Annotated in this window: 17 protein-coding genes; 4 read left to right on the top strand and 13 right to left on the bottom strand. The window is 61.1% G+C overall.

What is annotated here, in order from left to right:
* Nucleotides 1-32 precede the first annotated feature (32 nt).
* Together Q8X48_RS02585 and Q8X48_RS02580 are read right to left on the bottom strand one after the other, a co-directional pair.
* Nucleotides 33-1,418, bottom strand: a complete 1,386-nt coding sequence (locus Q8X48_RS02585) for an aminotransferase-like domain-containing protein (protein ID WP_407799338.1) — start codon at nt 1,416-1,418, stop codon at nt 33-35.
* Nucleotides 1,419-1,671: 253 nt separating this feature from the next.
* Complete coding sequence (locus Q8X48_RS02580; RefSeq protein ID WP_407799337.1) at nt 1,672-2,433, bottom strand: SDR family oxidoreductase; 762 nt, start codon at nt 2,431-2,433, stop codon at nt 1,672-1,674.
* 236 nt (nt 2,434-2,669) lie between these two features.
* On the opposite strand from Q8X48_RS02580, the gene Q8X48_RS02575 reads away from it, so the two are divergent.
* Nucleotides 2,670-3,674 carry an NADP-dependent oxidoreductase gene (locus Q8X48_RS02575; RefSeq protein WP_407799335.1) on the top strand — a complete coding sequence of 335 codons (1,005 nt, stop codon included), beginning with the start codon at nt 2,670-2,672 and terminating at the stop codon, nt 3,672-3,674.
* 139 nt (nt 3,675-3,813) lie between these two features.
* Here Q8X48_RS02575 and pyrF read toward each other — a convergent pair whose 3' ends face one another.
* The 11 genes from pyrF to Q8X48_RS02520 form a co-directional block, all read right to left on the bottom strand.
* On the bottom strand, nt 3,814-4,512 hold the full coding sequence (gene pyrF / locus Q8X48_RS02570) for an orotidine-5'-phosphate decarboxylase (protein ID WP_007974578.1): 699 nt from the start codon (nt 4,510-4,512) through the stop codon (nt 3,814-3,816).
* Between the two features lie 292 nt (nt 4,513-4,804).
* Nucleotides 4,805-5,860, bottom strand: a complete 1,056-nt coding sequence (locus tag Q8X48_RS02565; RefSeq protein WP_126047040.1) for an AI-2E family transporter — start codon at nt 5,858-5,860, stop codon at nt 4,805-4,807.
* A 69-nt stretch (nt 5,861-5,929) separates the two neighbouring features.
* Nucleotides 5,930-6,736 (bottom strand): DUF4892 domain-containing protein, encoded by an 807-nt coding sequence (locus Q8X48_RS02560; protein ID WP_407799334.1) that lies wholly within the window; start codon nt 6,734-6,736, stop codon nt 5,930-5,932.
* An 8-nt stretch (nt 6,737-6,744) separates the two neighbouring features.
* Nucleotides 6,745-7,404: a glutathione S-transferase family protein gene (locus Q8X48_RS02555; RefSeq protein WP_407799333.1), complete on the bottom strand. Its 660-nt coding sequence runs from the start codon at nt 7,402-7,404 to the stop codon at nt 6,745-6,747.
* A 50-nt stretch (nt 7,405-7,454) separates the two neighbouring features.
* A complete protein-coding gene (locus Q8X48_RS02550) occupies nt 7,455-8,309 on the bottom strand; it encodes an alpha/beta hydrolase (protein ID WP_217836118.1) in 855 nt (284 codons plus the stop codon).
* The gene (locus tag Q8X48_RS02545) at nt 8,306-9,112 is read right to left on the bottom strand and encodes an alpha/beta fold hydrolase (RefSeq protein WP_407799332.1); all 807 of its coding nucleotides are present in this window, start codon (nt 9,110-9,112) and stop codon (nt 8,306-8,308) included. The genes Q8X48_RS02550 and Q8X48_RS02545 overlap by 4 nt, the downstream gene beginning before the upstream one ends.
* A 126-nt stretch (nt 9,113-9,238) precedes the next feature.
* The gene (locus tag Q8X48_RS02540; RefSeq protein WP_095963710.1) at nt 9,239-9,682 is read right to left on the bottom strand and encodes a hotdog fold thioesterase; all 444 of its coding nucleotides are present in this window, start codon (nt 9,680-9,682) and stop codon (nt 9,239-9,241) included.
* A gap of 32 nt (nt 9,683-9,714) precedes the next feature.
* The gene (locus tag Q8X48_RS02535; RefSeq protein ID WP_407799331.1) at nt 9,715-11,382 is read right to left on the bottom strand and encodes an AMP-binding protein; all 1,668 of its coding nucleotides are present in this window, start codon (nt 11,380-11,382) and stop codon (nt 9,715-9,717) included.
* A 197-nt stretch (nt 11,383-11,579) separates the two neighbouring features.
* A complete protein-coding gene (sixA, locus tag Q8X48_RS02530; protein WP_217836121.1) occupies nt 11,580-12,035 on the bottom strand; it encodes a phosphohistidine phosphatase SixA in 456 nt (151 codons plus the stop codon).
* Nucleotides 12,032-12,379 carry a DUF4389 domain-containing protein gene (locus Q8X48_RS02525; RefSeq protein ID WP_007974561.1) on the bottom strand — a complete coding sequence of 116 codons (348 nt, stop codon included), beginning with the start codon at nt 12,377-12,379 and terminating at the stop codon, nt 12,032-12,034. The genes sixA and Q8X48_RS02525 overlap by 4 nt, the downstream gene beginning before the upstream one ends.
* Nucleotides 12,380-12,410: 31 nt before the next feature.
* Nucleotides 12,411-13,436 carry an NAD(P)H-dependent glycerol-3-phosphate dehydrogenase gene (locus Q8X48_RS02520; RefSeq protein ID WP_407799330.1) on the bottom strand — a complete coding sequence of 342 codons (1,026 nt, stop codon included), beginning with the start codon at nt 13,434-13,436 and terminating at the stop codon, nt 12,411-12,413.
* A gap of 195 nt (nt 13,437-13,631) precedes the next feature.
* Between Q8X48_RS02520 and Q8X48_RS02515 the strand changes: the two genes are divergently transcribed.
* Genes Q8X48_RS02515 through Q8X48_RS02505 form a run of 3 tightly spaced genes read left to right on the top strand, consistent with a single transcriptional unit; the run spans nt 13,632 to nt 18,587 of the window.
* Nucleotides 13,632-15,755 carry a TonB-dependent receptor plug domain-containing protein gene (locus Q8X48_RS02515; RefSeq protein ID WP_407799329.1) on the top strand — a complete coding sequence of 708 codons (2,124 nt, stop codon included), beginning with the start codon at nt 13,632-13,634 and terminating at the stop codon, nt 15,753-15,755.
* Nucleotide 15,756: 1 nt separating this feature from the next.
* Nucleotides 15,757-16,689 carry an ABC transporter substrate-binding protein gene (locus Q8X48_RS02510; RefSeq protein WP_407799328.1) on the top strand — a complete coding sequence of 311 codons (933 nt, stop codon included), beginning with the start codon at nt 15,757-15,759 and terminating at the stop codon, nt 16,687-16,689.
* Complete coding sequence (locus Q8X48_RS02505; protein WP_407799327.1) at nt 16,686-18,587, top strand: ATP-binding protein; 1,902 nt, start codon at nt 16,686-16,688, stop codon at nt 18,585-18,587. Before Q8X48_RS02510 ends, Q8X48_RS02505 begins: the two co-directional genes overlap by 4 nt.
* Nucleotides 18,588-18,688 lie beyond the last annotated feature (101 nt).

Here is an 18,688-nt window from a genome sequence, read left to right as displayed (position 1 = left end):
AATAATGGCAAAAAGCTACGCCAACGTCGCTTTCAGAACGCTTGAGGTCGATCCCGAGCAGTGGCCTGAAAGAACGCACGGGCACGCGGGTCGCAGGCATAAGCCACATTGATACGCTGCCAGTCACTGGCCCCACCCGAGGCGTTGAAGGCGGTCTTCGATGACAACACCATACCCAGACGCCGTGCCTGGGCCAGCACCTGATCGTAGTCGGACATTCGTGATCGCGCCCAGATAAACAGGCCTCCCGCCGGCTTGCCGAAGACTTCCCATTCGGCATCCTCGAGCATTTGCAACACCGCCAGCCGGTCGTTGTTCAAGCGTTGGCGCTGACGTTGCACCAGTTTGCCGTAGGCACCGTTAGCCAACAGGCACGCCATCACCGCCTCGCAAAATCGCGAGGCGCCCATGCCAGAGATCATCTTGACCTCGGCCAGACGCGTAATGACTGTGCAATCGGCCACCACGAAACCGACCCGCAAGGAACTGCTGAGGGTCTTGGAATAGCTGCCAACGTAGACCACGCTGTCGTCCAGCGCAGCCAGTCGCGTACCGCAACCGCTGCGCAAATCCGCATAGACGTCGTCCTCGATCACCTGCACGCCAAAGGCCCTGGCCAGTTGCAGCACACGACGCGCCACCCCGAGCGAAAGGCTGCTGCCGGTCGGGTTGTGAAAGAAGCTATTGATGAGCAGCCCTTGAGGCCGGTGCTTGGCCAGCACCGATTCGAGTACGTCCACGTCCGGCCCGCGCGGTGTTCGCGGCACCTCGACCATGTGGATGCCTTGCAGCCTGAGCAGATCGAACAGCAGCGGATAACCGGGGCTCTCCACGACCACACAATCACCGGCCTTGAACAGTGTCCGTACAATCAGGTCGAGCCCCTGACTGGCACCCGCCGTGGTCATGATCCGGTTGTCCTGCACCTGGATGTCCAGTTGCCTGAGGCGCTTGAGTATCTGTTGCCGCAAGGCTGGCAAACCCAGCGGGGTGCTGTAGTTGAACAGACTGGCCGTATCGGTACGACTGACTTGCCGGATTGCGTAAATCAGATCGTCGGTCTCGCGCCAGCTTTCAGGCAGCCCGCCACAGCCCAGCCTCAAATCACCCGACCACGGCCCATACTCAGGTTCGCCCCCCTCAAACCACGCGGGCTCGTGCCTTGCGTTCGCGACCAATGCCGGGTCGGCAACTGTATAGCCGGCCCCATGACCTGCTACCAGCATCCCCTGCGTCACCAGGCGTTCACAGGCCTGAGTGACGCTTGACTGACTGAGCAAATTGATCCGCGCGATCTGTCGCACCGAAGGCAGGCGCGTACCGGGCGATACCCCGCTGGAATGGAGCCAGCAGGTCAGCGCGTCAACAATTTGCTGTACGACGGGCACCAGCGCCTGTCGGTCGATTCTCAACTCCATGAGCAAGCAAACTCCTGTTGATTTTGCGGGAAGCAGTTAATCACAGGAGAGTTCGAAGGCATGTGCGACAACGCCGCCAAAACCATTCGATCTAATTATTTGAAACACATTGCCCACCCCGGAACCAAATGTGGGAGCGAGCCTGCTCGCGAAAGCGGTGTGTCAGCCGATATAAATGTCGACTGATACGCCCTCTTCGCGAGCAGGCTCGCTCCCACAGGTTGCAACTTTTCCTTGGTAGCGATGCATTGCTTCAGAACGCGGTAACGCCACCATCCACGGCCAATGAGTGGCCTGTGGTGAACGCCGCGCCATCGCTGCACAGATACAGCACCGCGCTGGCGATTTCTTCGACCTTGCCGATGCGACCGACCGGATGCATGGCATTGGCGAACTCGGCTTTTTTCGGGTCGGCTTCATAAGCGCGACGGAACATGTCGGTGTCGATCACCGCCGGGCACACGGCGTTGACCCGGATCTTTTTCTTGGCGTACTCAATGGCCGCCGACTTGGTCAGGCCGATCACCGCATGCTTGGAGGCGGCGTAGATGCTCATTTTCGGCGCTGCCCCGAGGCCCGCCACTGATGCCGTATTGACGATCGCGCCCCCCCCTTGCGCCAACAGCAACGGCAACTGGTATTTCATGCACAGCCAGACGCCTTTGACGTTGACGCCCATGATTGCGTCGAACTCGTCGAGCGAACCGTCGGCCAGCTTGCCTTTCTCGATTTCGATGCCGGCATTGTTGAAGGCATAGTCGAGGCGACCGTAAGTATTGATCACCTCCTCCATCAGATTTTTAACATCGCTTTCCAGGGTAACGTTGCAGCGCACGAAGGTCGCCTCGCCACCGGTCGTACGAATCAGCGCCACCGTGCCCTCGCCGCCCGCCGTGTCCATATCGGCCACTACGACCTTAAGGCCCTCGGCGGCAAATGCCTGGGCGGTCGCGCGGCCAATACCGGCCGCCCCGCCTGTCACCACAACCACCTGGCCGGAAAACGTCATGCTCATTGTTATGTCCTCGAAGAGAATTAAGCGGGGTATCGCGCAGGGCCAGTCTAGCCATGGAGGTGCTGAACGCGGCAGCACTATCAGGACTCCGGTTGGGCGCCCATGAGTTGCAGTGATGGAACTGCCGTACCAACTATCACTGCACTGGATCAACCTGCATTCGCCGCATCAGCCGAACTTGCGGCATCGACGCTGACCGGCTATCAACAAAGCTTCATTCATCTTGAGTGCCTGTCATGACCTCCCAGACCAATCGCCAATTCCTGCTCGCCAAACGTCCGGTTGGCGCGGCGACCCGCGAGACATTCACCTACCAGCAAGTACCGGTCGGTGAGCCAGCGGAGGGCCAGATCCTGGTCGAAAACCAATACCTGTCCCTGGATCCGGCCATGCGCGGCTGGATGAACGAGGGCAAGTCCTACATCCCGCCGGTCGGGCTCGGCGAAGTCATGCGTGCCTTGGGCGTGGGCAAAGTCATCGCGTCGAACAATCCGGGCTTCGTGGTCGGGGACTACGTTAACGGCGCCCTCGGGGTGCAGGATTTTTTCCTCGGCGAGCCGCGAGGTTTCTACAAGGTCGATCCGAAACTGGCACCGCTGCCACGTTACCTGTCAGCACTGGGCATGACCGGGATGACGGCCTACTTCGCCCTGCTCGACGTTGGCGCGCCGAAGGCCGGTGACACCGTGGTGCTGTCGGGAGCGGCGGGCGCCGTGGGCAGCATTGCCGGGCAGATCGCCAAGATCAAAGGCTGCCGGGTGGTTGGCATCGCCGGCGGCGCGGACAAGTGCAAGTTCCTGATCGATGAACTGGGTTTCGACGGTGCTATCGACTACAAGAGCGAAGACGTCCTCGCCGGCCTCAAGCGCGAGTGCCCGAAAGGTGTCGACGTGTATTTCGATAATGTGGGGGGCGACATTCTCGACGCGGTGCTGAGCCGCCTGAACATGAAGGCGCGGGTGGTGATCTGCGGAGCCATCAGCCAGTACAACAACAAGGAAGCGGTCAAGGGGCCGGCCAATTACCTGTCGCTGCTGGTCAACCGCGCACGCATGGAAGGTTTTGTGGTGATGGACTACGCCGCCCAATACGCCAGCGCCGCCCAGGAAATGGCCGGCTGGATGGCCAAGGGGCAACTCAAGAGCAAGGAAGATATCGTCGAAGGACTGGAGACGTTCCCGGAGACGCTGATGAAATTGTTCAACGGCGAGAATTTCGGGAAGCTGGTGCTGAAGGTTTGACCCGATATTTGAACTAAGCCAAAAACCACTGTGGGAGCGGGCTTGCTCGCGAATACGGTGTGTCAGCCGACATATTTATTGACTGATCCACCGCATTCGCGAGCAAGCCCGCTCCCACATTTTGATTTTCGGTGTCGGGTTAGGCCAGTTCAGCCACGACCGAAGCCAACGCCTTCGCCGGATCAGCCGCCTGGCTGATCGGACGGCCGATCACCAGATAGTCGGAACCGGCATCCAGTGCCTGACGTGGCGTCAGGATGCGACGCTGATCGTCCTGAGCACTGCCCGCCGGACGAATCCCCGGGGTCACCAGTTGCAGCGACGGATGTGCCGATTTCAGCGCCTGGGCTTCCAGGGCCGAGCACACCAGACCGTCCATCCCGGCTTTTTCCGCCAGGGCGGCCAGACGCAGAACCTGCTCTTGCGGCTCGATGTCCAGACCGATACCTGCCAGATCTTCACGCTCCATGCTGGTCAACACGGTCACGCCGATCAGCAGTGGTTTGGGACCACTGCGCTGGTCCAGCACTTCACGGCACGCGGCCATCATGCGCAGGCCGCCGGAGCAATGCACGTTGACCATCCACACGCCCATTTCCGCAGCGGCCTTGACGGCCATCGCGGTGGTGTTCGGGATGTCGTGGAACTTGAGGTCCAGGAACACTTCGAAACCCTTGTCGCGCAGGGTGCCGACGATTTCCGAAGCGCAGCTGGTGAAGAGTTCCTTACCGACTTTGACCCGGCACAGCTTCGGGTCCAACTGATCGGCCAGCTTCAGTGCGGCGTCACGGGTAGGGAAATCCAGGGCGACGATGATAGGAGTCTGGCAGGCGGACATGAGTGGGCTCTCAGGCAAGTCGAAATCGGCGCGCATTGTAGCGGAACCAGCGCCGCTGCGGGACCCGATGATCGGTAAATCGTCGAAATGGCTCAGGCAAGACTAGCCCCCGAGGCCATAGGGCGGGCAGTTGACACTGGAAGAACCCCCGTGACTGCAGTTATCCGTTTACCACGTATTTGTAAGCCACACCTACCCTTTGTGGGAGCGAGCCTGCTCGCGATGAGGCCCTGTACCGCAACAAAAAGCCCACTGCCCCTCAGCGGCTCAGTGGGCTACGGATCCTGGACCTTCAGGGCAGGCGATCCTCAACCCGTGCCTGAGTCTTGCTCCAGTCGATCAACAGGCTATAGGCCACCGCCAGCAATGTCGGGCCGATGAACAGGCCGATAAAGCCAAAGGCAATCAACCCGCCAAACACCCCAAGCAGCACAATGACCAGCGGCAGGTTACCGCCACGGCTGATCAGGTACGGCTTGAGCACGTTGTCGACACCGCTGATGACGAATGTGCCCCAGATGCCGAGGAATATGGCCATCCCGTACTCGCCTTTCCAGGCCAGCCACGCGGTCGCCGGAATCCACACCAGCGGCGGTCCCATCGGGATCAGGCTGAGCATGAAGGTGACAATGCCGAGTACCAGCGCACCCGGTACGCCAGCAATCAGGAACCCGATCAGCGCCAGGATCGCCTGGGCCGCTGCTGTACCGATCACACCGTTCACCACCCGCTGTACCGTGCCCGCTACCAGTTCAATGTAGTAGCCGGCCGGTTGACCGATCAGCCGTTCCAGCAATGTGTGCACAAACGCCGCCAGACGCGGCCCGTCACGATAGAAAAAGAACACGAAGACCATGCTCAGGGTCAGTTCGAGAATACCGCCGCCGATCTGCGCGCTGCGCGCCAGCAACCAGTTACCCACCTGCCCCAGATAAGGCTTGAGCGCCACCATCATCGCCGCGCCCTGCTCATCGATGCTGTTCCAGATCCCGACCAACCGCTCGCCCACCAAGGGAATCGAACCCAGCCAGACCGGTGCTTCGGGCAACCCCTCGACCTGCGCATCCTTGATGAATGCGGTGGCATCACGCACATGATCGGCGAGGTTGAAACCCAGCCACACCAGCGGTGCCGCGACCAGCAACATCCAGCCCAGTGTCAGCAATGCCGCCGCCAGAGATTCGCGGCCATTAAGCCAACGTGTCAGCAAGCGCATCAATGGCCAACTGGCAAATGCCAGGACTGCGGCCCAGAACATCGCCGACCAGAACGGTGCCATCACCCAGAAGCTCGCGCCGAACAGCACGACGAGCAGGATCTGCACCAACAGGCGATCGTTATTGATCATCGAAAATCCCGAAAATATCAGTCAGCAAAAGAGTAGACGAACGCTGCGTGCACGCTCGCCCGGTACAGCCTACCGCAATAGCTCGATGTGCAGGCCAGAGCCTTCGGCACTGCCGGCTTCCATCCGCGCGGCACGCACGCCCTGGGTAATCAGGGCCTGACGCCAGGCTTCGGCGTTCGCTCCGGAAATGCTGACCCGCAAGGTGGTGTCCAGATTCAGTCCGCGGGAAATCAGGCGTAGCCAGGTCTCGTCAGGTGCGCCGCTCAACGTGGAAAAATCGAGCTCACCGGTGCTCTTGAGTTCACGCAGCAAAGTCGCGGAGGTCGGCAACAACTCACCCAGCGGGGCCGTAGCGTCGAACTGCTCGACATGCAGGTAGGCTTTGCGATTACCGCGGGTGATGCTGTACAGCGCGACAAGCGTGTTATCCCGTGGCGCGGCAAGTCGCAGCAGCAAATAGGCTTGTTGATCGTCGGCGCCGTACAGTTTGGCGTTGCCGAAGACTTCATTGGCCCAGAGGCTGCTTTCGCCGCAATCGCGCGCCTGGCACCAAAAGAGCAACCCGGCGTCCTGTTTTTGCAAAGCCTCGCGGGCAGCGGTGAACGCCTCGATGGATGAATGCTCCGGAGGCAACTCGTAGGTCACCGAAGTGACATTGCCGCGAGAACTGACCTGACCGTCGAAACGTAACTGGCCACTGATCTTGCGGATCGAGCCCAAGGGGTAGATCCGCTCCAGTTCGGCGGCCGGGCGATAGTCGACAATCTGGGCGTCGGCCATACGCGGCACTATCGGCAGGTCCTGACTGCCCGGAAGATCGGCGGCGAACAACAAGGGGCTGAAACTGCACAGCACCAGCAAACTGAATGAACGCATGGATAGACTCATCGGATCAGCATGGCCTGGGCGCCCTTGATGACACTGGCTTCATCGGCGCGTTGCGGTACCTGCAGACCACGCTGCACCGCCGGCCGGGCCTCCAGGGTGGTCATCCAGCGTTGCAACGCCGTCAAGCCCTCCACCGAGACGCCCGACCACTCGTAACCGCGCACCCAGGGAAAGGTGGCGATGTCGGCAATGCTGTATTCGCCGGCGAGGAACTCCACGCGTTGCAAACGCGTGTCGAGCACTTCGTAGAGGCGACGGGTTTCATGTTGATAGCGGTCGATGGCGCCCTGGAGTTTTTCCGGAAAGTAGCGGAAGAACACATTCGCCTGGCCCTGCATCGGGCCGATGCCACCCATCTGGAACATCAGCCACTGCAACACCAGCGAACGTCCCTTCGGATCGCTCGGCATCAGTTTGCCGGTCATTTCTGCGAGGTAAATCAGGATGGCGCCGGACTCGAATACGGCGAAATCGCCATTGGTGCGGTCGACAATCGCCGGAATCCGGCCATTGGGGTTGATCTTGAGGAAGTCCGCAGACTTCTGCTCCTTCTTGTCGAAACTCAAGGCATGCACCCTGTAGGGCAGGCCGAGTTCCTCGAGCACGATAGAGACCTTGTGGCCATTCGGGGTCGCAGCGGTGTAGAGATCTATCATGGTTGTCTCCCTTTTCAACCCGCCAAGCCTCGACAGTTGCCCGGCGCAAGTCAAGGAATGGCGAAAAACCGATTGAAACAGTCTGCGACAAGGTCGGCACCGGACTCGTCATTCAGGTGCAAATGGTGGCCGCCTGGCAGTTGTTCCCGGCTAAAGGGTAGACGCTCCAGCAACTCGGGGTGTTTGGCGAGCATGCCGTCGGCAGCGACCACCAGTGTTGCGGGACATTTGACCCGCTGGACGAAGGCCATGGCCTGCTCCGTGGTCAGGCGCAGTGGCGATGGCAGCGTGAGGCGATTGTCGGTGCGCCAGGTATAACCACCCGATACCGGCATCAGGCCACGCTGCGCCAGCAGTTCCGCGGCCTCGCGGCTGACCGCCACCAGGCCCTTCATGCGAGCTTCGATGGCGCGGTCGAGGGTGTCGTAGACCGGTTTGCGTTTCTCCCGCAGATCCAGTTGCGCCTGCAGGGCCATGCCCATGCGCTCGGCAGCGTTTTCACCTTTGTCTGTAGGAGGAATGATGCCGTCGATCAACGCCAGGTGGGTGACCCGCTCGGGCATCGACCCGGCGATGATCAGCGAAGCGATGGCGCCCATCGAATGCCCCATCAGCGCAAACTTCTTCAGTCCAAGCTGTTCGGCGACTTGCAGCACATCGTGGGCATAGTCCCACATGGCGTAACCGGCTCCCGGCGGGCGATGCCCGGAATGACCGTGACCGGCCATGTCCAGCGCAATGATGCGCAGGCCTTTGAGTTTGGGGGCCAGACGGGCAAAGCTGTTGGCGTTGTCCAGCCAGCCGTGCAGGGCAATGACCGGCAAACCGTCTTCAGGACCGAACAGGTGTGCCGCCAGCTCGATGTGCGGCAGGCTCAGGCGAACTTCTTCGACGGCGTGGCTCATGCGCAATCCTGTTGTCGACGGCCGTCCCAGCGATGGAACAGGCCTTTGAGCATTTGCGCGGTATCAAGGGGACGCTCGAGCGGAAACATGTGGCCGCCGGGCATGGTCAATGACTCACCCAACGGCAGGCGGTCGACCGAACTGGCGTGATGGCGCATCACCACGCGGCTGTTGTGCCCGCGAACCACCGCCAGTGGCACTTGCAACTTGCGGGTGCTGCCCGGGCTGGTGTGCGGCACGCCGCGATAGATGCTGATTTCCGTGGCCGGGTCGAACCGCAGTCGCAGCTTGTCGCCGACCTGGTGCAAGCCATGTTGCAGGTAGGCATCGAAGCATTCGGGGTCGAAACCGCGAAACAGGGTTTTACCGGCAAAGTATTTCCGGGCGCTTTCCAGGTCGGTGAACTCTTCACGGCGACCCAGGGTACGGCCGGCCGGCGTCAGACGGTCGATGAAACCGAAGCGTTTGGCCGCACGTATGACCCATTGATCGGCTCGGGTCAGCACTGGCGAGTCGAGCATCACCACCCCGCGATACAGCTCAGGGCAGCGCAAGGCCGCATGCAGGTGCAACACCCCGCCGAAGGAGTGACCGACGCCCCACACGGGCTCGGCCTGTTGTTGCAGGTGATGGATCAGCTCATCCACCAGGTTGTACCAGTTGTCGTCCGCCGGGTAACGCGGGTCGTGGGCGTGCTGCTCCAGATGCGTCACCTGAAACTCCGGTGCCAGCGCCACAAACAACTTGCCGTAGGTTCCCGAAGGAAAACCATTGGCGTGGGCGAAAAAGATCTGTTGCGACATACCTGCAAATCCATGAGCGAAAACAGACGTTGATTGTCCGTAAGACCGTGTCCTACAGCAATGACCATAACTACCAGGAATGGTGGCAGGAGCTGCCGCAGGTTGCGATCTTTTGATTTCAAACCGTCAACGTAACGGCGGATTCTCACCCAGCGGCACCACCGCCATGGTCAACCGCGACACACAGCTGGCCTTGCCCTCATCGCTGGTCAGCCGAATGTCCCAGACATGGGTCGTGCGGCCGATGTGGATCGGTTTGGCCACCGCCGTCACCCGCCCGCTGCGCAGGCCGCGCAAATGGTTGGCGTTGATTTCCAGGCCCACGCAATAGAACTTGCTGGCATCGATGCACAGGTAGCTGGCCATCGAGCCGACCGATTCGGCCAGCACCACCGACGCGCCGCCATGCAGCAAGCCGTAAGGCTGATGGGTGCGGTGATCGACGACCATGCTGGCGGTCAGGGACTCATCGTCAAAAGCTTCGAAACGGATGTCCAGCACTTCGCCGATGGTATTTTTCTGGATCGCGTTCAACTGCTCGATGTTCGGGGTGGTGCGCCACAGGCTCATCGCAGGGGTTCCTTGTTGGTTTTGTTAGTGGATCAATCCTGCCACAGCACCGCTTCACTGCGCTCGCTCCATTCTTCAAAACGCTCACCGTACGCCGCCTCGATCACATTGCGCTTGATCTTCAGTGTCGGGGTGAGAAAACCGTTTTCCACGGCCCAACTGTCCTTGACCACCACCAGGCGCCGCAGCTGTTCATGCTTGTCGAGCGCGCCGTTGACCTCTTCCAGCAGTTTTTCCAGGCTCGAATGCAAACCGGCGCGTGCGGCCCCGCCGGCATCCTGTTGGCCGACCGCCGACAACACGCACAACCCCAACGGTGCACTCAAGCCATCACCCACCACGCACACCTGTTCGATACGCGAATGCACGGCCAGGCGGTTTTCAATCGGTGCCGGCGCCACGTATTTGCCTTTGCTGGTCTTGAAGATTTCCTTCAGGCGCCCGGTCAGGCGCAGATTGCCTTCAGCGTCTTGCTCGCCCTTGTCGCCGGTGCGCAGGAAGCCATCCTCGGTAATGGTGTCGGCGGTTTTTTCCGGTTCCTTGAAATAGCCGAGCATGGTCGCGCCACTGCGCACCATGACCTCCCCCGTCTCGGCGATCCGCACTTCAACTTCCGGGCACGGCTTGCCGATCCAGCCCGGTTTGTTCTGGCCCGGCATGCCGATGTGGGAGTAACCGCAACTCTCGGTCATGCCGTAGACCTCCAGCACGTCCAGTCCCAGTTTGCGGTACCACTGCAACAAGGTCTGCGGCACCGGAGCCGCGCCGGACAACGCAATGCGCAACGCATCCAGACCCAACCCGACGAGGACTTTATGCCCGACCCGTTTGCCGATGATCGGCAGGCCAAGCAGGAAGTCGAGACGTTTTGCCGGGATCTTGCTGTACACGCCCATCTGGAATTTGGTCCAGATACGCGGCACGCCAAACAGTGCGGTCGGGCGCGCACGCTGCAGGTCGGTGAGGAAGGTATCGAGGCTCTCGGCGAAAAATACCGTTTGGCCAGTATAAATCGACGCAAGTTCGACGAACATCCGTTCGGCAACGTGGCACAACGGCAGGTAGGACAACAACCGGTCCGACTCGTTGAGGCCAAACAACGCAGTGCCGCGTGTGGTGGCGAACCCCAGAGTGCCGAAGCTGTGCATCACGCCTTTGGGCATGCCCGTGGTGCCGGAGGTGTAAATGATGGTCGCCAGTTGATCGGCGCCAGGTTTTGGATCGTCCTGGATCGGCGAGCTGCCTTGCAGGTCGGCCCAACTGAAATCGAACGTACCTGGCGGATGCAGGGGCAGGCTGATGGTCGGCAGGTCGGGGCTGACGCCTCGGGACATGCCTGGCCAGTCGTCGAGCTTGCCGATGAACGCCAGCGCCGCCTCCGAGTGTTCGAGCACCTGGGCAACCGACTCGGCGGTGAGGTTGGGGTACAACGGCACCGAAACGTGCCCGGCCATCCAGATCGCCAGGTCGGCAATGATCCAGTGCGCACAATTCTTCGAGATCAGGGCGATATGGCTGCCCTGTGGCAGTTCCCGCGCTCGCAGCCAGTGGGCGGCACAGCGTGCCTGATGACCGACATCGGCCCAGGTCAGGGTATCGACCTGGCCGCCGCCGACAGGCTGGACCAGGAAGCGCTGGCGGGGATGACGGGCCTCACGCTCGTAGAAAACGTCCAGCGGCAAACGAAAAGCAGCAGACATGACTCGCTCCTGTGTTTTTGTTCTGGAGCAAGCGTAGTCAACCAAGCAAGTGCTTGGTTGACTATTTCATACAAAACTTTTCGGGTTATGACGTCCTGTGGGAGCGTGGCTTGCCCGCGATGCAGGCTCCGCGGTTTATCAGGCATAACCGAGTCGATGCCTTCGCGGGCAAGCCACGCTCCCACAGAAAAGCGGAGCTAAGGATGCTTGATGCTGTTGAGCCTCATCGACCCGACCAGCAACTCATTGCTCTCCAGCTCGGCCAAGCCGGCGGTGCTGACCTTTTCCGATGGATATCCGGCGCCGTGTTGCAGGTAGCTCAGCAAGTTGCCCACCAGCGGGTTGTGACTGACCAACAGGACATCGCTCACCGCCACCATTTGCTCGGCGACTTTGTCCGGCTCTGTGTCCGGTGTCAGCCACTCGACAGTGCGGATTTCCGGCTCGAACCCCAGTGTTTCGCGCACCAGTTGCGCCGTCTGCTGCGCTCGCAGGTAGGGACTTGCGTAAATCGCCGTCAGCGGTTTCCCGATCAGTAGCGCGGCGCTGCGCAGCACTTCCTTACGACCGTTATCCGTCAGTTCCCGCTCCGAATCGTGGGGGCGGGAGCCATGCGGTACAGCTTCACCATGACGCAATACCCAGAGTTTCATAGCTTGGGTTCCTCATCTCGAGCCGGATGCGGTGCCGGTGCCACGACATGCGGCGCCTCACCTTCCGGTGTACGCGGCGTCGGCCAGTCGGCGAACGGCCAAGGCTTCTGGTCGCTGTGAAAGCTGCCGAAACGACCGATCTGCGCCAGAAACTGGCTCAGGCTGTCGCCGAAGTTCATCAGGCTGGCGCTTGGGGCGCCATAGAACAAACGATAGATCAACTGCACCAGCACGACGGCGCCGAGGATGAACTGCGCGACTTGCCACACCAGCACGAAGACGATCATCCACAACACGCGCAGCAGGATGGATTCATACTTGGCTTCTACTTTTGGATCGTTCATGCGCAACTCCCTGCTTTTCTGGCAAGCGTGATTAATTGAAACCACTGGTGGAAATAAAGTCGACGTCGGTTTTCGGCTCGCCACGCATTAACAGACCGATGACCTGCTCCAGCGTGCGGCCTTCGAACAGGATTGCGTGCAGCCCGGCGACCAGCGGCATGTACACGCCAACCTCCTGGGACTTTGCCTTGAGTACTTTAAGCGTGTTGACCCCTTCGGCGACTTCACCCAGGCGCGTGACGGCCTCGTCCAGGCTCAGGCCCTGACCGAGGGCAAAGCCGACCTGATAGTTGCGACTCTTTGGCGAAGAACAGGTCACGATCAAGTCGCCCACGCCGGCCAGGCCGAGGAAGGTCATCGGGTTGGCACCCTGATTCACCGCGAAGCGGGTCATTTCCGCCAGTGCCCGGGTGATCAGCATGCTCTTGGTGTTTTCCCCCATGCCCAGCGCCACCGCCATGCCGGCGATGATTGCGTAGACGTTTTTCAACGCCCCGCCCAGTTCCACGCCGAAACGGTCGGCGCTGGCATAAACACGAAAGGTGCGGCCGTGCAGCGCGGCCTGAACCTGCTGGCACAGTTCTTCGTCTTCACTGGCGACCACCGTGGCCGTCAGCGCATGTTCGGCAATTTCGCGGGCCAGGTTGGGGCCGGACAGGACACCGATGCGTGCCTGCGGGGCGATCTCTTCGAGGATCTCGCTCATCAACTTGAATGTGTGGGCTTCGATGCCTTTGGTCAGGCTCACCAGCATTTTGCCGGTCAAGCGTTCAGCGTGCGGCACCAGCACCGAGCGCAGCGCGCTGGAGGGCAATGCGACGAAACACAGGTCGCAGGCATCCAGGGTGGCTTGCAAGTCGGTGACCGGGGTAACACCGGGCAGAATCTTGATGCCTTTGAGGTAACGCGGGTTTTCGCGATTGACCCGAATGGCCTCGGCCTGTTCGGGGTCACGCATCCACTGAAGGACCTGATGCCCGTTCTCGGCCAGCAGATTAGCCACGGCGGTTCCAAAACTTCCGCCTCCCAGGACCGCAATCGGGCGCTGTTCAGTCATATGCAATCCGTTAATCCATACCAGTGGCGATGTCGGCATTATACGGGGCAGCCCATCGGCGGCCAGCCCCGACATCAAATACCTGCACCCGTAGGAAGAAGACCAATAAAACCGAGGAAAATGCAGACATCGTGAATGGAAAAGTCATTCGGCTCGGTTAACATGCGCGCCATCAATCACTGACAGGGATGTGTTGTGTCTCCGGGTGCTCCTTCACCGCGTTCGCCTCTGGTACTGGCGCTGATTTTCAGCTCGCCGGTGCTGGCCGACGACCTGTTTCTGGACAGCGAACCGCTGCCGCAAGTGCTCACGGCCACGCGCCTGAAGCAGTCGCCCGCTGCCGTGCCGGGCAGCATGACGGTGATCGACAGCGCCCTGATCCACGCCACCGGTGCCCGTGACATCAGCGAACTGCTGCGCCTGGTGCCGGGGATGATGGTCGGCAACATCAGCGGCAACCAGGCCGCGGTGAACTACCACGGCACCAATGCGACGCAAGCGCGACGCATGCAAGTGCTGATCGACGGGCGCTCGGTGTATCGCGCCGGCCTGGCCACCGTCGACTGGAGCGACATTCCGGTGGCCATGGAAGACATCGAGCGCATCGAAGTCTTTCGCGGGCCCAATACCGTCAGCTACGGCGCCAATGCCCTGATGGCGGTGGTCAACATCATTACCCGGCGGCCGGCCGACAGCCTCGGTACGCGCATGAAGGTCTCCCGGGGCCAGCGCGGCATCAACGACTTTTATGCCAGCCAGGGCCTGGGCTGGGAGGATGGTGACATGCGCCTGTCCCTGTCCGGTCAGCAAGACGACGGCTTCGACACCGACCGAACCGGCGCTGATTACCATGACAGTCGTCGCCTCGAGCGCTTCAACCTCGCCGTCAGCCAGAGCCTCGACGAACGGCAAAGCCTCGATTGGCAAGTGAATGCCAAGGACGGCACCAACCAGCGGCCCTATACCTACCGGCCGGTGTTTCCGGGAATTACCCGCGCCGGCAACGACTCCGACGTCACCGCCAAGGACTACGCCGGGTCATTGCGCTGGAACCTGGATATCAATCCCGATCACAGCCTTTATATTCAGGGCTCGGCCCAACACTGGGATCGCCAGCAAACCTGGCGCGCCTGCGACGCAGAAATTTCGTTCAGCCCGCAACTGACCGAGCTCTGGCAACTGAACCCGAACTACACCGAACGCCTGGCCCGCAATATCACACGCTTCACCGACCGTGGTGCCCCGGCTGGCACACCCGCCGAGCAGGCGCTGGCCAACCAGGTACTTGATCAATGGCGCAACGGTGCGAACCAGACCGTTTGCGGTGACATCGACCAGAGCACCCGGGAAACGCGCTACGACCTTGAACTCCAGGATACCCTGAGCCTTGCCGATAACCTGCGGCTGCTCAGCGGGATGAACTATCGTTACGACCGGGCGGATTCCGAGACTTATTTCAATGGCACACTCGATGACAGAACCTGGCGGGTGTTTGGCCAGATCGAGTGGAGTGCCAGCGAACACTGGCTGCTGCAAGGCGGTGCCATGTTCGAAGATGCCCGATTGATCGGCAGCTCACTGACACCCCGCGTGGCGGTCAACTACCTGATCAACCCGCGCCATGGCTTGCGTGCGGTGTACTCCGAGGCCATCCGTTCGCCGGACATGTTCGAGAACAACGTCAACTGGAGTTATCAGGTCACCAACCTCAGGCCTGGTGCCTTTGGCCAGTCCAGCGCCCGTTACTTCGTCAAGACCCGTGGCCCCGGTGACCTCGATCAAGAGCACATGCGCTCCCGGGAGCTGGGCTACAACGGCTACTTCCCCGAAGCGGGGCTGGCACTCGACGTGAAGCTGTTCCACGACGAAATCACCGGCATGATCAGTGAACCGCTGCGCAACAATCAGTACATCGCCAGCAACGCCAACAAGGAGCGTTTTTCGGGAGCCGAAACCCAGCTCGACTGGCGTGTCGGCAGCTTCGATCGGCTGCGACTGACCTTTGCCTACGTCGATGCCGACGCCAGCAATCCGCTGGATGCCAGGCAGACTGCAAGCAACAGTGGTTCGGCCGGATGGCTGCGCGATTGGGGTCAGGGCTGGAACAGTGCGCTTTTCTATTATGGCGACGACGCCCTCAACGGCTACCGCTTCGAACGGGTCGATGCGCGCATCGCCAAACGTATCGCCTTGGGCAAGGCCAGCCTGGAGCTGGCCGGGGTGCTCCAGCAACGCCTGGACAATCAGCCGACCACCTTCAGCGATAACCATTATGACCAGCGCCATGTGATGTACTTCAGTGCTGAGCTGGAACTTTAAGATGCCGTATCGCCCGGCCTGGAGAACACCGACCTTGGGCCGGTTACTGGCGATGCTTTGCCTGTTGTTCACCGGCATGCTGGGCAGCCTGGCGAGCAACGCGGCCGAGATTTTGCTCACGGGGACCGAAGACAGCCCCGGTGTGCGGGCGTTTACCCAGGCCCTGAGCGAGTTGCGACCGAACGACAACGTGCGATTCCAGGCGCTGGCCAGTTTGCCGGTACCGGAACAACTGCCGGAAAATATCCGCTTGATTCTCCTCGACCTGCCCAGCCTCGACTGGCGCCTGCAGGACGTCCAGGGCCCGGCGACACTGGTGCTGCGCATCAGCCGCCTGCAAGCCCGGCAACGCTTGAACAGCTCGCTGCCGGCGCGCCTTTGCCTGCTGTGGAGCGATCCACCGCCGGACCGCCAGTTACGCCTGACCCGCACCCTGTTGCCCCAAGCCAAACGCATCGGCGTGCTCTACGACAACCACAGTGAATTCCTGCTGGATGAGCTGCGTCAGGCCGCCCTCCCCCTGGGCCTTGAGGTGGTCACCCAACGCTGGAACAACATTCACGACAGCCGCCCGTTACAGACCTTGCTCAAGAACAGCGACGTGTTGCTGGGACTGGACGACGCCGACCTGTACAACCCGCAAACCGCAAAGAACCTGCTGCTGAGCAGCTACTCGCGGCAAATGGCACTGATCGGCCCCAACGCGAGTTTCGTCAAGGCCGGGAGCCTGGCCAGCACCTACAGCGATCAGAGCGACTGGCTGGCGGTCCTCGACGAATTGCTCGACCGGCCACCGGCCACCTGGCCGCGCTCGCACTATCCCCATCGATTCAAGGTCGCGAGCAACCCCCAGGTAGCGCGCTCCCTGGGTATCGAAGAGATAAACGAAGCGGCTGTCGCCACATTGCTGGCTGAAGGAGAACGCCGTCCATGAACCTGCGCCGTCGCTGGGACATCAACACCCGCACCCAACTCATCAGCCTCGGCCCTGCCCTGCTGCTGACCTTGTTGCTGATCAGTTTCTTCACCTTCGTGCGCATCCAGGATCTGCGTCAGGAAATCTCCCACACCGGACAGTTGATCGCCAACCAACTGGCCCCCGCCACCGAGTACGGGGTGATTTCGGGCAACAGCGAAGTGCTTGAAACCTTGCTCAAGGCGACGCTGGCCACGCCCAACGTGAGCTTTCTGGAAGTCCAGGACAGCGCCAACCGGGTTCTGGTATACGTCGAACAACCGAACGAACACCACAATCGCGCGCAACAGCTCGAAGTGTTCCAGGCCCCCATACGGCTCCAGCGAATCGCGTTGCACAATGACTTTTTCCAGAGCAGCAAAACCGCCACTGCCGCCCCCACCGAGGACTACCTCGGCCGGGTGATCGTCGGGCTGTCCAACGATGCCTTCAGTCGGCGCCAGCAGGAAATCGTGCTCAAGGCTGCCATTCTGGCGCTGTTTGCCCTGCTGTTTACCTTCCTCGTGGCCCGACGCCTGGCGAGCAGCCTGTCGCAACCGATCCGTGATATCGGCAATGCCGTCAAGGCGATCCAGGCCGGCGATTACAAAACCCCGTTGCCGATTGTCGATGACACCGAGCTGGGGGCGCTGTCGCAACACATCAACAACCTCGCCAGCGGTCTCGAGCAGGCCAGCCACGAACAGCATCAGGCCATGGCGCAGTTGATCCAGACCCGCGAAGAGGCGGAAAAGGCCAATAACGCCAAATCCGACTTCCTCGCCATGATGAGCCATGAACTGCGCACGCCGATGAATGGCGTACTGGGCATGCTGCAGTTACTGGAAACCACCGACATGACCGAAGAGCAGGTGGAGTACGCGGCGCTGGCCTCGGAGTCCACCGAGCACTTGCTCAAGGTCATCAACGACATCCTGGATTTCTCGCGGATCGAACGTTCGGAGCTGGAACTGGAGCACATCCCCTTCAACCTCGCCGACCTGATAGGCAGTTGCGCCCAGTCGTTCCAGCACAGCGCCGCGCAACGCGGTCTCGACCTGCAACTGATGATTCCCGACGACATGCGCGGCCTGCAGGTCAAGGGCGACCCGACGCGTATCCGGCAGATACTGGTCAACCTGGTCGGCAACGCGCTGAAGTTCACCGAGCAGGGCCGCGTCACCCTGGAGGCGCAATGGCAGTCGCTGGATCACGAACTGCTGTGGTTCACCTGCACCGTGCGCGACAGCGGCATCGGCATCCCTGCCGAAAGCCTGGAGTTGATGTTCAACGCTTTCCAGCAGGCCGACAGCTCCATTTCAAGGCGCTACGGCGGCACCGGACTGGGCCTGCCGATTGCCCGCACCCTCGCCGAGCGCATGGGCGGCACCTTGCGCGCGCAGAGCGAGGAAGGCCGCGGCTCGGTGTTCACCCTGGAAATTCCCCTGGCCCTGCACCAGCAGACGCAGCCACTGTTGCTCCCCCGCGCGCAAACCGGCAACAGCGACGGCGAAGGGCGCAATGTGCTGCTGGTCGAAGACAACCCGGTCAACCAGACGGTCATCGAAGCCATGTTGCGCAGCCTGGGCTTCAAGGTCAGTGTCGCCGCCGACGGCGCGCAGGCGGTACGCAGTGCCGAGAGCCTGATTTTCGAAGCGATCCTGATGGACTGCCGCTTGCCGATCATCGATGGCTATGAAGCCACCCGGCAAATTCGCCAGTTACCCGGGTGCACCGACCTGCCGATCATCGCCCTGACCGCCAACGCCTTGCAGGGCGATCGAGAGGCCTGTCTGTCGGCAGGGATGAACGATTACCTGGCCAAGCCATTCAAACGCACTGATCTGCAACAAATTCTGCAGCGGTGGGTGCAGTAGTACAGGCCTTTCGACCATCTGCGACTGGCGTGAAAGGCGAAAGTGCGGCAGTCTTAGGCACCTCGACAGGCCCGAAAAGGGGCTTGAATAATAATTTCAGT

Source organism: Pseudomonas sp. QLc11A (assembly GCF_052112305.1).
GTDB classification, from domain to species: Bacteria; Pseudomonadota; Gammaproteobacteria; order Pseudomonadales; family Pseudomonadaceae; genus Aquipseudomonas; species Aquipseudomonas laurylsulfatiphila.
Note: the sequence above shows the minus strand (reverse complement) of the source record. Positions and strands in the feature narration are given on the sequence as shown.